The sequence below is a fragment of the Cutibacterium avidum ATCC 25577 genome (genome assembly GCF_000227295.1).
Classification (GTDB): Bacteria; Actinomycetota; Actinomycetes; order Propionibacteriales; family Propionibacteriaceae; genus Cutibacterium; species Cutibacterium avidum.
In genome coordinates this window covers 129,729-144,423 of the sequence record NZ_JH165054.1, presented here as the reverse complement: position 1 = coordinate 144,423, position 14,695 = coordinate 129,729, and the positions used below count along the sequence as shown (strand labels likewise).

Here is a 14,695-nt window from a genome sequence, read left to right as displayed (position 1 = left end):
GGGAAAGTTCGGTGAATTGTCGGTGACAACCGTTTCTGCCGTCGTATCTACCGTGGCAAGGTGGCGCGCGAACGTTCCCTGCCACGAGATGGGATTTCTCATGACCACAATGTCCAGACGCGTCCTGGCAGGCCTCTCTGCATTGTCGTGCGGCGCCGCCACTGTCGTCGCGGTCCAGCCGGCCCATGCCGATCCGACAGCAGCCAGCCACGTCGTCATCAATGAGGTCTACGGAGGTGGCGGTAACTCCGGTGCCACCTGGACCCACGACTTCGTCGAATTGCTCAACCCCACCTCCACGGACGTCTCCGTCAAGGGGTGGAAGCTGGAATACCTCACTGGCAAGGGCAAGGTGGCCAACACCTGCAGCCTGACCGGCACCGTCAAGGCTGGTGGCCACTTCCTGGTCCAGGAGGCCAGGGGAGACGGCGGCAGCAAGGCCCTCCCGACTCCCGACGCCGAGTGCTCGGCATTCATGAGTGCCACCAAGGGTTCGGTACGTATTACTGACGCATCTGGGGCCACCGTTGACCTGGTTGGTTATGGTGCTGCATCGGTGGCTGAGAAGAAGGCAGCTCCCGCTCCGTCGAACACCACCTCGATCGAGCGTCGTCATGGTGCCGACACCGACGACAACTCGGTTGACTTCGAGGTCGGAGATCCTACTCCGACGAATTCTGGTTCGGCCCCGTCACCCACCCCGGCGCCGACGCCCACCCCGACTCCCGTCCCGGACCCGACCGAGACCCCGATTTCCAGGATCCAGGGCAATGGCCCGGCCAGCCCACTGGTCGACAAGACCGTCACCACGGTGGGCGTCGTCACCGCTGCCTATCCGACCGGCGGATTCAACGGCATCTACATCCAGACCCCGGGAACCGGTGGCACCCCGAAGAAGGCCACGGACGCCTCGGACGGTGTCTTCGTGTACTCGAAGTGGGCCGCCGCCAACGTCAAGGTCGGCGACTGCGTGACCGTCAAGGGCACCGTCATGGAGTACAACGACCTCACCGAGATCGGTGGCAGCACCCGAGTCGACCGCAAGTCCGGTTGCGCCCCCGTCAAGGCCACTGAGCTGACCTCCCTGCCGGCCACTGACGCTGACCGGGAAGCCTACGAGGGCATGCTCGTCAAGCCCACCAGCGGCTACACCGTCACCAACAATTACGGCCTCAATCAGTACGGCCAGATTGGCCTGGCCGATGGCGACAAGCCCCTCTACCAAGGCACCGAGATTGCCCTTCCGGGCAAGCATGCCGAGGCCGTCGAGGCTGCCAACAAGGACAAGTACATCAACCTTGACGACGGTTCGTCATGGAACTTCATGACGAACGCCGACGCCAAGAACTCCCCGCTGCCATACCTGTCCCAGGACACCCCGATACGCACCGGCACCCACGTCGACTTCACCTCGCCGGTCATCATGGACCAGCGGTTCGGCTGGAACTTCCAGCCCACCGGTCAGGTCGTCGGCGCGGACTCCAAGCTCTCCCCGATCAAGGTCGGCAACAACCGCCCGACCACCCCGCCGGCGGTCGGCGGCAACGTCAAGCTGGCCAGCTTCAACGTACTGAGCTACTTCACCGACCTGGGCCAGGACGAGCCGAACTGCAAGGCCTATGTTGATCGTGACGGCAACCCGGTCTCGGCAAACTACTGCCTGGTGCGTGGCGCCTACACCCCGAAGACCTTCGCCGACCAGCAGGCCAAGATTGTCACCGCGATCAACGGTCTGGGTGCCGATGTCGTCTCCCTCGAGGAGGTCGAGAACTCCGCTCAGATCACCTGGCATCCGGGACAGTCCCGCGACGCCTCCCTGGCCAATCTTGTTGCCGCCCTCAACAAGGCCGCCGGTGAGAAGGTGTGGGCCTTCGTGCCCAGCCCGACCGTCGTTCCGCCGAACGAGGACGTCATCCGCTCGGCCTTCATCTACAAGATCGGCAAAGTCTCCCCGGTTGGCGCCTCGCAGATCTTGACCGACCCGGCCTTCGCCAATGCCCGTCAGCCGCTGGCCCAGCGCTTCCAGCCGGAGGGTTCCAGGCGAACCTTCGTGGCGGTCGTCAACCACTTCAAGTCCAAGGGCTCGGGTGAGGACGACGGCACCGGCCAGGGCAAGTCGAACCCCAGCCGCGTCTCCCAGGCCAAGGCTCTGACAGAATGGGTGAACGCGACCTTCAAGGATGACCCGGTCTTCATGCTCGGTGATTTCAACGCCTACGCCATGGAAGATCCGATTCGCGCCATCAAGGACGCCGGATTCAGCGAGGTCGTCGAGGAACACGATCCGGGTGCTGCCAGCTACCAGTACTCCGGCCGTGTTGGTTCGCTCGACCACATCTTCACCAATGCCAAGGCCCATGAGCTGGTCTCCGGTGCCGGTATCTGGGACATCAATGGCTCCGAGTCGGTGGCCATGCAGTACTCGCGTCGTAACTACAACGTGACTGACTTCTACACCACCAGCCAGTTCGGTGCCTCGGACCATTCCCCGGCGCTGGTCGGCTTCTCGATGCAGGCTCCGTCCCCGACTCCGTCGATGACGCCGACGACTGCCCCTGTGACGACTGCCCCTGTGACGACTGTCCCGACGGCGACTCCGTCGGTGACCGTCCCGGCACCGACCACTGCCCCCAGCACGACGGTCGCCCCGGCTCCCGAGTATGTGCCGGGACCCCGCCCCGGTCTGCCTCACACCGGAGTCTGACGAACCCTCGCAGCACCCGCCCCGTCACCACGACGGGGCGGGTGCTCGCTGTCAGCGTCACCACACTGGTGGACGTAGGTGACACAATGGAAATGACAATCCACGATTTCAGGAGTGACACGTCAATGACCGTGAACCTGGGTATGCCCACCCCTCCCGTTCCGACCCTGGCGCCGCGTCGCAAGACGCACCAGATCAAGGTGGGAGATGTGCTGGTCGGTGGGGATGCACCCATTTCGGTGCAGTCCATGACGACAACCAAGACTCATGACATCGGTGCCACCCTGCAGCAGATCGCCGCCCTGACCGCGGCCGGCTGCGACATCGTCCGCGTCGCCTGCCCGACCGACAAGGACGCCGAGGCGCTGCCGATCATCGCCAAGCAATCCCAGATCCCGGTGATCGCCGACATCCACTTCCAGCCCAAGTACGTCTTCCAGGCGATTGAGGCCGGCTGCGGTGCGGTGCGCGTCAACCCGGGCAACATTCGCAAGTTCGACGACCAGATCGAGGCGATCTGCAAGTCTGCCACCGAGCACGGCACCAGCATCCGCATCGGCGTCAATGCTGGCTCCCTCGACAAGCGTCTGCTCGACAAGTACGGCGCCCCGACTGCCGAGGCCATGGTGGAATCGGCGCTGTGGGAGGCGAGCCTCTTCGAGCAGTACGGGTTCCGCGACTTCAAGATCTCGGTCAAGCACCACGACCCTGTCGTCATGATCCGCGCCTATGAACAGCTCGCCGAGAAGTGCGACTACCCGCTGCACCTGGGGGTCACCGAGGCCGGACCCGCCTTCCAGGGCACCATCAAGTCCGCGGTCGCCTTCGGGCACCTGCTCGCCGAGGGCATCGGTGACACCATCCGCGTCTCGCTGTCGGCCGACCCGGTCGAGGAGGTCAAGGTCGGCATCAAGATCCTGGAGTCCCTCAACCTGCGCCCCCGCGGCCTGGAGATCGTCTCCTGCCCCTCCTGCGGACGCTGCCAGGTCGACGTCCTGTCCCTGGCCAACGACGTCACTGACGCTCTCGAGGGAATCGACGCCCCGCTGCGCGTGGCCGTCATGGGATGTGTCGTCAACGGTCTGGGCGAGGGTCGTGAGGCCGACCTTGGTGTTGCTGCCGGCAATGGCAAGGGCAAGATCTTCAAGCACGGCGAGGTCATCCGTACCGTCCCCGAGAGCGAGATCGTCCAGACCCTCGTCGACGAGGCGAACCGGATGGCCGAGACCATGAACGAGACCGGGGAACCGGAAGTCGCGGTCTCCTGACGTGTTCACCAGGATCAGGGTCCTCGACGACACCGACGTTGGTCAGGTCACTGAATTCCTGCAGCAGGACCCGGTGGGAAATCTTTTCCTCTTATCGCGCATCCAGGCCAACGGCTTGGATCGCGGCAGGCTCGGGTGCCCTGTCGTCGGGGTGGTGCATTCCCGAGAATTGCAGGGGGTGCTCCATCTGGGCGCCAACGTCGTACCGGTGGCCTCCGACGAGTCAACGATCGAGGAGCTGTCCTCCAAAGTTGGTCCGTGGCGGACGTCCTCGTCCATGATGGGCCGTTCCGCTCCGGTGATGGCTCTGCAACGCATCCTGTCGCAGCGCTACCCGCGCGCTTGGGGGAGACCCCGCGAGGTCCGTGCCAGCCAGCCGTTGTTGGAGCTGCAGGAACCGTCCCGCGTCGCTCCAGATCCCCGTGTCACGGCTGCGACGATGGGTCATTTCCAGGCCTATTTCCAGGCTGCGGTGGCGATGTACACCGAGGAGGTCGGCGTCAGTCCGATCGAAAGCTCCGGCGGGTACATGCGACACATGCGCGCTCTCGTCCAGAAGGGACACTGCTTTGCCATTGTCGATGACGACGGAACCGTGCGATGGAAGTCGGACATCGGCGTTGGCTGGCGGTCGCACTGTCAGATTCAGGGAGTCTGGCTGGATCCGGCGTGGCGGGGCAAGGGCCTTGCGGATGCTGCCATGACTGCCGTGGCACACCTGTGCCAGCGACGCTACGAGTCGGTGTCCCTCTACGTCAATGACTTCAACATCCGAGCCCTGGCGATGTATGACACCGTCGGTTTCCGTCAGGTGGGAGAAATGGCCACCGTGCTTTACTGAGGGCCCGCTGCTACCAGGGTGTAAAAGCGGATGAACAGGGTCAGCGTTCATGTCAGTGACCGTGCCCCGCGTCGCAGACACCAAGTGAACGCTCTCAACAGCGGGGCCTTTCGACGCTGTCTCTGGAGATCGGTGTGTGACAATGCCATCGGTGGTGAGTAACCCGGGGCACATGGTCGCTTACCAAGGACGTACATGGGTGCTTCAGCCGGGCGATTTCCGCTGTCGGGAATTTTGTCACCTGAACCCATCGATCCCTCGTTTCGCTCAGAGATGCGCTGTCACGCGTGCCTTTGAGCCCGAGAAGGAGAAATGGATCCTTCCAATGGGTATGCACGCTCACGGTTCCAGTGGCGCCCCAGATCTTGAATCGTCGGCAGTGATGTGTTTTCCGGAGACCGTCGGCTCTGATTCCATGGAACTTCACGGTGCTCCAACAGACCAATCGGAGGTGCCCCCCTGCCCGTGGAATGATCGGCTCCACATGGTGAGCTGTGTACGGCAGGGGGCGGGATAGGGAGGAAACAGGACCGCCTCAGGCGACCCGGCGCCGCATCCCCCCGAGCAGCCCGCGCGGCGCGAGGACCCAGCACAGGAGGAACACCGCCGTCGCGACGAGGACGATCGTTCCGCCGGCCGGAAGGTCGATCGACCACGACAGGTACAGGCCTACCAGGGCACTGAGGCCGCCGATCACCGGCGCCAGGACCATCATTCGACCCAGCCGATCGGTGAGCAGGCGGGCGGTGGCGGCCGGGGTCACCAACAGGGCCAGGACGAGGACGTTGCCGATGACCTGCACAGAGATGACGACGGTCATCGTCACCAGCACGTAGAGCAGCAGGTCGAGGGCGAAGACCGGAAGGTTGGAGGCCCGCGCAGTCTCCCGGTCCAGGCCGACGGTCACCAGCTCCTTGTGGACGGCGCGTTCCAGGAGCAGCACGATGGCCCCGGCCACGCACACGACGACGATGTCGTCGTTGGTGATACCCGTGATGGATCCGAAGAGGAACTGTTGCAGGGAACCCGAGTACCCAGGAGCTCTGGAGATGATGACGATTCCCAACGCGAAGGCACCCGCAAAGAGGATCCCGATGACGGAGTCCTCCTTGAGGCGTCGGTTCTGGGAGACGATGGCCACCAGGACGGCAGTGACGAGACCGGCCACAGCACCACCGACGAGCAGCGATCCCTGGAGTAGGAAGGCCACCGCCAAACCGGGGAAGACCGAGTGGGCCACCGCGTCGCCGATGAAGGCCATGCCTCTCAGCACGACATGGGAACCGATGACGCCGGCAACCATCGAGCAGACCACGGCAACGAGCAGGGCCTTCGGTAGGAAGACCAGCAGGGGATTGGTGAGATCAGTGAAGAACTCCCATGGAGTGAGCATTGATGGTTCCTTGTCAGACGGGGGTGTGGACGGGTTCAGCAGCCCCGACCATGGTCAGCAGCGGGGAGTTCGCGGTGACCCCGAAGGCCTTCATCCACATCGCCGGATCACGCAGTTCCTCCGGGGTGGAGTCGGCGATGACGGTGCGGTTGATGAGGCACACCCGGTCAGCGGTGGCCATGGCCTGGGCGAGGTCGTGGGTCGTCATGACCAGTGTGGTGCCGTCGGCTGCCAAGCGGCAGAACAGCTCGGTGAGCATCTCTTGGGTCGGCATGTCGACCCCGGTGAACGGCTCGTCCAGAAGCAGCACGGAGGGACGCGTGGCCAGGGCTCGGGCAATGAGAACACGCTGACGCTGACCGCCGGAGAGTTCTCCCACGGTGCGATTTGCTAAGTCCGCCATGCCGGCGATCCGCAGGGCGTCGCGCACCGCGATGTGGTCATCCTTGCCAGGACGACGCAGCCACCCGATGTGGCGGGTTCGTCCGCTCATGACGACGTCGGCGACGCTGATGGGGAAGTCCCAGGCGAATTCGTGACGCTGGGGGACGTAACCGATGTGACGCCATCCCTTGCCGGGAGCGGACCCAGCGACCTCAACACTGCCCTTGGCCGGTTTCACCAAGCCGAGCATGCTGCGCAGAATGGTCGTCTTGCCGGCGCCGTTGGGGCCCAGAAGTGCCAGCAGGTCACCCCTGCTGGCTGACAGGTTGACGTCGTGGAGCACGCGGAGGCCGCCCAGGTTGACGGCCATGTCAGTGATCTTGATGGATCCGAGGTCACTCATGTGAACTCGTTCCGCTGTCGGAGGTCTTGGCCGATGTTGCGTCGGTACCCTCGTCCTTCCACACCTCGTCGTGCATCTTCCTGATCTTCGAGCGTCCCACCAGAGCAGCGATGATGAGGGCGATGATGACGACTCCGGCGATGATCGCGATGATCATTCCCCACGGGGTGCCATGGTCGGAATTATCAGTGGAGTTGGTGGTAGCTGTTGACGGGGATGCCTTCGCAGGGGCCGAGGCAGCGGCGGAGCCGTTCGTTGAGGCCATGCCGGACGCCGAGGGATCCGATGCCGTGGCAGCCTGGGAGGATGCCGAGGCAGAGGCCCCCATGGTTCGAGCCTCGTCGGCCGAGCCCTTGTCACCGACGACGAATCTCAGCTTGGTCGAGTAGGAGTGCTTGGCGCCCTTGGCGTCGGTGCCGCGGACATCGACGGAGATGGTCTGCGCTCCCGGATCGGAGAACACCCAGTTGGCGTGCACATGGGTGTTGGTCTCCATGTGCACTAACTGCTCACCGGACTTGGTGGAGTCATACAGCGGTGTCGGGGCGTCGAAACCGTTCTCGATGAACATGTGGGCCTGGCCTGGGCCCTCGTGCCCGGTGAAGACGAGTTCGGCGCCACGAGGGAAGTTCTTGACGATCTCCGGGGCCTGGGTGTTCCAACCGAGCCACACGACCTTCTGGTCCTGGGTCTGCGGAATGACATATGCCTTCTTGCCACGCATGTCGCCGAGGAAAGAGTAGGTCTCGTCGTTCGGCACATCGATACGGGACGCATCGACCACGCGTAGCACGGCGTCATCGGTGCTGCGCCACACCGGCGGGTTGGCGGTGTCGTCGCGGGCCATGAGGGTGAACTTGCCGTCAACGATGCGAGGGCCGACGTCGACGTGTCCTCGCCTGATCTCGGCGGGTTCCTTGGCCACCTTCTCGTTGTCGGTCACCGTCTGCTTGAGGGCAGGATCTGGTGGCGGGGTAGGGGAGGCATGAGCTGGCTGCGAGAGTGCGAAACCAGTACTGAGCGCGATGAACATGGCAGACAGAGATACCAACCGACGGTGTTTCGTAATCATGGATTCCTCCGCAGGAGCCTCATCCCAGGCACTTGGCCAGGGAGTCGGCGTCGAATTTCATGAGGTCGATGTAGTTCGTGACTCGGTCGTCGAAGGTGTCGCCGTAAATGGGGCACACCTGGACACCGTTCTCGGCGGCAATGGCCGCGAGCACTGAGGAGCCACGCAGCACATTGGGTTCCAGGAACACGGCCGGCACCTTGAGGTCGGCGATGGTCTGGTTGAGTTTGCGTCGTTGTGCCATGGACGGCTCGACACCGGGATTGGCGGTCACGAATCCGGCCACGTGCATGCCGTGGGCCTGAGCGAGGTAGCCGTAGGCGTCGTGGCTCGTGATGAGCTGACGCCGCCCCTTGGGAATGTTGGCGATCTTGCGATCGACGTAGTGCGAGGTCTCTTCCAGCCTCGCCAGGTATGTCTTGGCGTTCTCTCGGTAGGGCTGGGCGCCGTCGGGGTCGGCCTTGATGAGAGCGTCACGGATGACCTGCACGTAGGCCTTGGTGTTCTTGATGCTCATCCACAGATGGGGGTCGATCTCACCATGAACGTGCGCGCCGAGAACGGCCTGGGGCAGCTGGTGGATCGAGTCACCAGGGTGGCCCAGGAATCGAAACGCCGGAGTCGGTGGGATTTCGGTGAGTGCCTTCGGGGGCACCCACACCACGGACTTGTCGGGGCTCAGACGCTTCTGAGTGCGGACGCCACCGCCAGTCGGATCGGACAGGATGATCATCTTGCCCTCGTCGATGTCAGCGGAGAGGTCCGCGTGGCCCTTGTCGATGACCGTCCGATTGGCGAGTCCGGGGATCGTGCGTGGATCAGCTCCGACGACAATCGTCAGGGTCTGGGTGCCGATGGGGGTGTCTCCCTTGGCCGTGGACAGGGTGGCCGCGAAGGTCGCCTTGTAGATGCCAGGCTTGCTGAACGCCCACGACATGTGGGTGTGGGCGTCAGCGGGAAGCTCGACGTCATCACGCTCGTCGACGCCGTCAGTCGTCGAGTAGTAGATCTGCGGACGACCAAAGGTGCCGGTGATGTAGGCGGTGAGATCGCCAGGACCGTCGACGGATTTCGATTGGAGATGGACCGAGGACGAACGGTCGGCCCCTCGAGCAGTGCCCTTGCCGATGACCCGCAGGCCCAGCCAGACGGTGTCCAGGTTGGCATTCTCGACGAGCGGGATGACCTCAGCGCCATACTTCTGCGCCTCCTCAGCCAGAGAGACGTTGATCGATCCGGCAGGCAGGGAGGCGTCGATGGTCTTGATGACCGAATGGGGTTCGAGCATGAGGTAGTTCGACAGCGCGACCTTCGAGTACACGACGGTCCGGACATCACGCAGCGACGGCTCGTAGGTGTGGGGGTCTGCGCCGGAGGGCACCATCGAGGTGACGGTGGCACGATCGCCGGCGACGTTGCGCGTCAGGTCAGCGAGGATGGGCGTGGTCGTCACCACGGAAAGCTTGTCGTTCTGGGAAGCGGGCGCGTGGCCGCACCCAGCCAGAAGGCTGAGTGCGGCCACGACGCACACCAGGCGTTTTCTCACCCGCGTCGTCTCCTCGCCACGAGGAGAGCGCCGGTCAGACCGATAACCGCGAGGGCTCCGGCCACCAGACCCTGGTTGGTCTGGGAGGCGATACCGGAATCGCCGAAGGTGCCGTTCTCACCGGAGCGTGGCAGCCCGTTGAGATCGCAGGGCTTGCCATCGGGGGTGCGGCCCACGATGGTGTAACTCGGCTCGGTGTTCTGGTCGGCACCGGTGGAGGCCGACACCTTGCCGATGGAGGCGGCGACCGACTTGGCATCGATACCCACTGCGAAGTGGAGGGTGCCGGTGGCGCTGACCTTCTTGCCGGCCTTGGTGGTGGCCGTCTGGGTGACGGTCACGGCGTAGTGGCCGGGGGCGGTGAACACCCAGTTCGGGTGAGCATGGGTGTTGGCCGGGACGGTGTAGCTGGTGGGTCCGCCGACGTTGTCGAAGACCCGCTGGCCCACTCCACCACCGAAGGTGCCGGACATGAACACGGCCATTTTGCCGGGGCCGCTGACCTTGTCCAGGTGCATCTGGACCGGGCCGGTGGTGCCGTTGACGATGGACTCGTGCATGGTGTTGACGCCGAGCCACGGCACGCCGGGAACCTGGGTCGCACCGATGAGCCACACCTTGCTGCCGCCCTTGGCGATGAACTCCATGCCGGCGGGAGCGGTGGTGTTGGCCTTGTCACCGACAGCCATCACGATGCTCGACGGCGCAACCCACTTCGCTGGAGCGGAGCGGTCGTCCTTGAGAGCGGAGATGAGCTTGGCGGACTGCAGCTGGACGCCCCAGTCGAAGTGACCCTCGGTGGCGATGGACGCAGGATGGGTGGCAGGCTGAGCCGTCTTCTTCACGGCAGCGGCAGCCTTGTTGGGGATCTTCACCGGACGGCAGATCTCCTTCTGGGCCGAGGCGCCGCTGGTAGCAGTTCCCTCGGTCGATCCGTTCGAGTCGGAGTTTCCGCCAACCTCGTTGGTCGGCGTGGTGCCGACAATACCGAGATCATCGAAGGGCTTGTCGGAACCGCCCTTGGTGCTGTCATTGCCGGGAACCGGGGTGCCGCCCTTGCCGTCGTCACCGGTGGGGCAGGTGTTGGCAGCGGCGATGGCCTTGGAACCGACCACCCAGGTGTAGGTGTGGGCTCCGGTGCTGACGGTCTTGCCATTGCGAACGGCGGTGGCGTCAACAGTCATCTGGTAGCGGCCGGGCTTGGTGAACACCCAGTTGGCGTGCACGTGAGACGGCTGCTTGACGGTGATGGTGCCCGGGAGGGTCTTGGAGCCACCGTCGAGAAGGGCCTTGACTCCGCCGAAGGAGCTCTGCGAGAACAGGTGCACTTGGCCGGGGCCCTTGACGTTGCGGACGTTGATCTTGACCTCGTTGAAGCCATTGCGATTGACGTCGAAGGTCTCCCAGCCTGGCCACAGCAGATCCTGGTTCTGCGTGATGGGCAGCAGGTAACCCCTGGGGGCACCGGGGTACCCGCTCGGGATGGTGGTCAGGGCAGAGTCCTTGGCGGCAAGCAGGACGTTCTCCGGGGTGTGAAGCACGCCCTCGCCGGTCACGTCCTCCTTGATCTGCAGGTCAAGACCGTTCTTGGCGGCCGAGCCGACGCGGAAGACGTCGGAATGACCGTGGTCAAGAACGAGCTTCTTGTGGCAGGGCTCCTTGCCGTTGCTCGGTTTCGGGGCCGGGGTCACAGACGACTTCGGGGTGACCGAGGGCTTCAGCTTCGGGGTGGCCGAGTGCTTCGGCTTCGGGGTGACCGAGGGCTTCAGCTTCGGGGTGGCCGAGTGCTTCGGCTTCGGGGTGGCCGAGTGCTTCGGGGTCTGCGTCATGGACGGCTTCAGAGTGGGCTTCGGCGTCGGGGTGGCCGAGGGCTCCGGAGTCGGCGTCACGGACGGGGTAGGTGTCGGCGTGGGGGTCGGCTTGCCCCACGGGGCCGGAAGGGCCGTCTGGTCGCCAACCACCCAGGTATAGGTGTGTGGCTTGGTCTGGAAGGTCTTTCCGGACTTCTCGGCCAAGGCCTGGACGGTCATGGTGTAGAGACCTGGCTTGCTGAACACCCAGTTGGCATGCACGTGGGACGGATGATGAACCGTGATCGTGCCCGGCAGGGTGTTGGAGCCACCGTCGAGCAGTGCCTGAAGGTCTCCGAAGGACCCCTGCGAGAACAGGTTGACCTTGCCCGGTCCCTTGACGTTGCTGATGTTGATCTTGACGGCGCTGAAGTCATTGCGCTTGACGTCGAAGGTCTCCCAACCCGGCCACAGAACCTCCGGGTTCTGGGTGAGGGGGAGGACATATCCCCTGGGAGCTCCCGGCAGACCTGCCGGGATGTCCATGAGTGCAGCGTCCTTGATCTTGAGAAGCACGTTCTCCGGGGCGTGCAGGATGCCCTCTCCGGTCACGTCCTCTTTGAGCTTGAGGTCGAGTCCGCCATTGTCGGTCGATCCGACGCGGAAGATGTCAGTGTGACCATGGTCGAGGACCATAGGCTTGTCGCTACCCGGGTCGGCATCCGATCCAACTTGGGCGTAGACGTTGTTGGGATCCCTGAGGTCATCACTGCCCCAGAGACCCTTGATGATCGGCCTGTCGCTGCCCGTACCCCACTCGACGTGGGCGGTGTCGACAAGGCCGTTGTGCAGGAGCTCCCGGCTCGGCGCTGCTGCGTTCGCTGAGGATGGGTTGATCATCAGGAACGTCAGCAGGACGGCAAGGAGCGATGCGAACCGTTTCACGGTGGCCTCCATTGTCTTCCTGTGATTTCCGATTAACTGTATAATGAGAACAGTTATCACCGCTACCGGGGCCTGATATAGGTTCTCGATAGAGAACCGTGTTGCGACAGGCAATCCTCGGGTTGTCGACGTCAAGAATTCATCTTGCCGATGAGCCCTCCTTGGCTTCATGTGGCTGTGAAATGTGATGTTTAACACTCCCCACCGGGGTCGTGTTTGCTTGCTGGTGACCCTGGCCGCGGTATGGGTCATGGATCGACGGCGCGAATCGGGGCCATGGAGATCACACCTGGCTGCATTCTGAGGCCGCACGAGATTACTTGCGTAGAGGGATCGGTCGGAGTCGATACACGCGCTGCGCGTGACCTGTTGAGAGTCCGACGGACTGTCGAGGGTGAGCTGGCGAAGTCGGCCACCGTCCTCCCTGCCGCTAGGATTCGACGTGGTCGTGGCCGGTCACGTCGAAGGGCGGCGGAGGGTCGAGCGCGGCCGGGAAGGTACACGTCGTGTTGACGCGCATGTCACAGCTCTTCGTCCGAACCCTGCGAGAGGATCCGGCCGACGCCGAGGTCCCCAGCCATCGTTGGCTGGTGCGGGCCGGGTACATCCGTCGGGTTGCTCCCGGCATCTACTCATGGCTGCCACTGGGCCTCCGGGTGATGCGCAAGATCGAGGCCATCTGTCGCGAGGAGATGGCTGGAATTGGAGCTCAGGAGGTGTGCTTCCCCGCACTCCTCGCCTCCGATCCTTACAAGGAGACTGGTCGCTGGGTTGAGTACGGCGACAACCTCTTCCGTCTCAAGGATCGCAAGGGGGCGGAGATGTTGCTTGGCCCGACCCACGAGGAGATGTTCACCCTCATGGTCAAGGACCTGTACTCCTCGTACAAGGACCTGCCACTGTGTCTCTACCAGATCCAGAACAAGTACCGAGACGAGGCTCGTCCGCGCGCTGGCATCCTGCGTGGCCGCGAGTTCGTCATGATGGACGCTTACTCCTTTGACGTCGCCCCGGTGGGCCTCGACGAGGCCTACCAGGCCCAGCGCGACGCCTACATCCGCATCTTCAACCGTCTCGGTCTCGACTATGCCATCGTCAAGGCGATGTCCGGTCCGATGGGTGGTTCCCGCTCCGAGGAGTTCCTGGCCATTGCCGCCAATGGTGAGGACACCTTCGTGCGTTCTCCCGGTGGCTATGCGGCCAATGTCGAGGCGGTCCGGATGACTGCCCCGGACCCGCTGTCGATCGAGGGATTGCCGGATGCGGAGGTCGTCGACACCCCCGAGGTTCCCACCATCGAGTCCCTGGTCCGGATGGCCAACGAGGTGCGTCCTCGCGAGGATCGTCCTTGGACCGGGGCTGACACCCTCAAGAACATCGTCTTCATGGTGACCCATCCTGACGGCAAGCGTGAGCCACTGGCCATCGGTCTGCCAGGAGATCGCGAGGTCGACGAGAAGCGGCTCGAGGCCGCCCTCGAGCCGGCCGTGGCTGAGCCCTTCACGGAAGAGGACTTCGCTGCCAACCCACAGTTGGTCAAGGGGTACATCGGCCCGGGGTCCCTAGGCGAGGAGAACTCCTCAAAGGTGCGCTATCTCGTCGATCCCCGTGTCGTCACCGGCACGTCCTGGATCACCGGTGCCGACCAGACGGATCGTCACGTCTTCAACATGGTGGCAGGACGAGACTTCACCCCCGACGGAGTCATCGACGTCGCCGAGATCCGTGAGGGCGATCCCGCTCCCGACGGCAGTGGTGAGCTGCACCTGTCCCGCGGTATCGAGATTGGCCATATCTTCCAGCTCGGCAAGAAGTACGCCGACGCCCTGGGGCTCAAGGTGCTCGACCAGAATGGCAAGCTCGTGACCGTCACCATGGGTTCCTACGGTCTGGGTGTTTCGCGCGCGGTGGCCGCCATCGCCGAGAGTACCTGTGACGACAAGGGTCTGGCCTGGCCTCGCGAGGTCGCTCCCTTTGACGTCCAGGTGCTCGCCACCGGCAAGGGTGCTGAGGTTCTCGAGGAGGCGACCAGGATTGCCAGTGAGCTGGCCGAGGCCGGACTCGATGTGCTCCTGGACGACCGCAAGGCGTCCCCGGGCGTGAAATTCGCCGACAGTGAGATCCTCGGTATGCCGACCTCGGTGGTCGTCGGTCGGGGGCTCAAGGACGGGCTCGTTGAAGTTCGCGATCGTGCCACGGGTGAGAATCGTGAGGTCAGTGTGGCCGAGGCGGTATCCGCCGTCCTTGAGGAAGTGCGCGGCTGAGCGCTGATTCGGAGGTGATCGTTTAACCGGCCGACATCCGCACGTGGCTGTATCGTCGTCAACTGTTCTCGAAATCTGGCGCGCA

General features: G+C 63.9%; 9 protein-coding genes. 4 read left to right on the top strand and 5 right to left on the bottom strand.

Translation table 11 applies throughout. From position 1 onward, the window contains the following. Positions 1-100: 100 nt before the first annotated feature. From HMPREF9153_RS00635 to HMPREF9153_RS00625, 3 genes are all read left to right on the top strand, one after another. Positions 101-2,704, top strand: coding sequence for an ExeM/NucH family extracellular endonuclease (locus tag HMPREF9153_RS00635; protein ID WP_036979886.1), 2,604 nt, complete (start codon positions 101-103; stop codon positions 2,702-2,704). 86 nt (positions 2,705-2,790) lie between these two features. Further along, positions 2,791-3,972, top strand: coding sequence for a flavodoxin-dependent (E)-4-hydroxy-3-methylbut-2-enyl-diphosphate synthase (gene ispG, locus HMPREF9153_RS00630; RefSeq protein ID WP_036901914.1), 1,182 nt, complete (start codon positions 2,791-2,793; stop codon positions 3,970-3,972). Position 3,973: 1 nt separating this feature from the next. After that, positions 3,974-4,813 carry a GNAT family N-acetyltransferase gene (locus HMPREF9153_RS00625; protein WP_004808697.1) on the top strand — a complete coding sequence of 280 codons (840 nt, stop codon included), beginning with the start codon at positions 3,974-3,976 and terminating at the stop codon, positions 4,811-4,813. Between the two features lie 535 nt (positions 4,814-5,348). Here the strand turns inward: HMPREF9153_RS00625 and HMPREF9153_RS00620 are convergent. Genes HMPREF9153_RS00620 through HMPREF9153_RS00600 form a run of 5 tightly spaced genes read right to left on the bottom strand, consistent with a single transcriptional unit; the run spans position 5,349 to position 12,358 of the window. Then, positions 5,349-6,206 carry an anchored repeat-type ABC transporter permease subunit gene (locus HMPREF9153_RS00620; RefSeq protein ID WP_004808696.1) on the bottom strand — a complete coding sequence of 286 codons (858 nt, stop codon included), beginning with the start codon at positions 6,204-6,206 and terminating at the stop codon, positions 5,349-5,351. Positions 6,207-6,219: 13 nt separating this feature from the next. Next, complete coding sequence (locus HMPREF9153_RS00615) at positions 6,220-6,993, bottom strand: anchored repeat-type ABC transporter ATP-binding subunit (RefSeq protein WP_004808695.1); 774 nt, start codon at positions 6,991-6,993, stop codon at positions 6,220-6,222. After that, on the bottom strand, positions 6,986-8,065 hold the full coding sequence (locus HMPREF9153_RS00610) for a choice-of-anchor M domain-containing protein (RefSeq protein ID WP_004808694.1): 1,080 nt from the start codon (positions 8,063-8,065) through the stop codon (positions 6,986-6,988). The genes HMPREF9153_RS00615 and HMPREF9153_RS00610 overlap by 8 nt, the downstream gene beginning before the upstream one ends. A gap of 19 nt (positions 8,066-8,084) precedes the next feature. After that, positions 8,085-9,611 carry an anchored repeat ABC transporter, substrate-binding protein gene (locus HMPREF9153_RS00605; protein ID WP_004808693.1) on the bottom strand — a complete coding sequence of 509 codons (1,527 nt, stop codon included), beginning with the start codon at positions 9,609-9,611 and terminating at the stop codon, positions 8,085-8,087. Beyond that, complete coding sequence (locus HMPREF9153_RS00600; RefSeq protein WP_036979494.1) at positions 9,608-12,358, bottom strand: TIGR03773 family transporter-associated surface protein; 2,751 nt, start codon at positions 12,356-12,358, stop codon at positions 9,608-9,610. The genes HMPREF9153_RS00605 and HMPREF9153_RS00600 overlap by 4 nt, the downstream gene beginning before the upstream one ends. 506 nt (positions 12,359-12,864) lie before the next feature. Here HMPREF9153_RS00600 and HMPREF9153_RS00595 point away from each other — a divergent pair. Then, positions 12,865-14,610 carry a proline--tRNA ligase gene (locus HMPREF9153_RS00595; RefSeq protein WP_036901335.1) on the top strand — a complete coding sequence of 582 codons (1,746 nt, stop codon included), beginning with the start codon at positions 12,865-12,867 and terminating at the stop codon, positions 14,608-14,610. Positions 14,611-14,695: the final 85 nt, after the last annotated feature.

Excerpts from the sequence above, each read along its gene's own strand:
- HMPREF9153_RS00610 (WP_004808694.1), bottom strand. The coding sequence starts at position 8,065 with ATGATTACGAAACACCGTCGGTTGGTATCTCTGTCTGCCATGTTCATC.
- HMPREF9153_RS00595 (WP_036901335.1), top strand. The coding sequence starts at position 12,865 with ATGTCACAGCTCTTCGTCCGAACCCTGCGAGAGGATCCGGCCGACGCC.
- ispG (WP_036901914.1), top strand. The coding sequence starts at position 2,791 with ATGGAAATGACAATCCACGATTTCAGGAGTGACACGTCAATGACCGTG.
- HMPREF9153_RS00635 (WP_036979886.1), top strand. The coding sequence starts at position 101 with ATGACCACAATGTCCAGACGCGTCCTGGCAGGCCTCTCTGCATTGTCG.
- HMPREF9153_RS00620 (WP_004808696.1), bottom strand. The coding sequence starts at position 6,206 with ATGCTCACTCCATGGGAGTTCTTCACTGATCTCACCAATCCCCTGCTG.
- HMPREF9153_RS00600 (WP_036979494.1), bottom strand. The coding sequence starts at position 12,358 with ATGGAGGCCACCGTGAAACGGTTCGCATCGCTCCTTGCCGTCCTGCTG.
- HMPREF9153_RS00615 (WP_004808695.1), bottom strand. The coding sequence starts at position 6,993 with ATGAGTGACCTCGGATCCATCAAGATCACTGACATGGCCGTCAACCTG.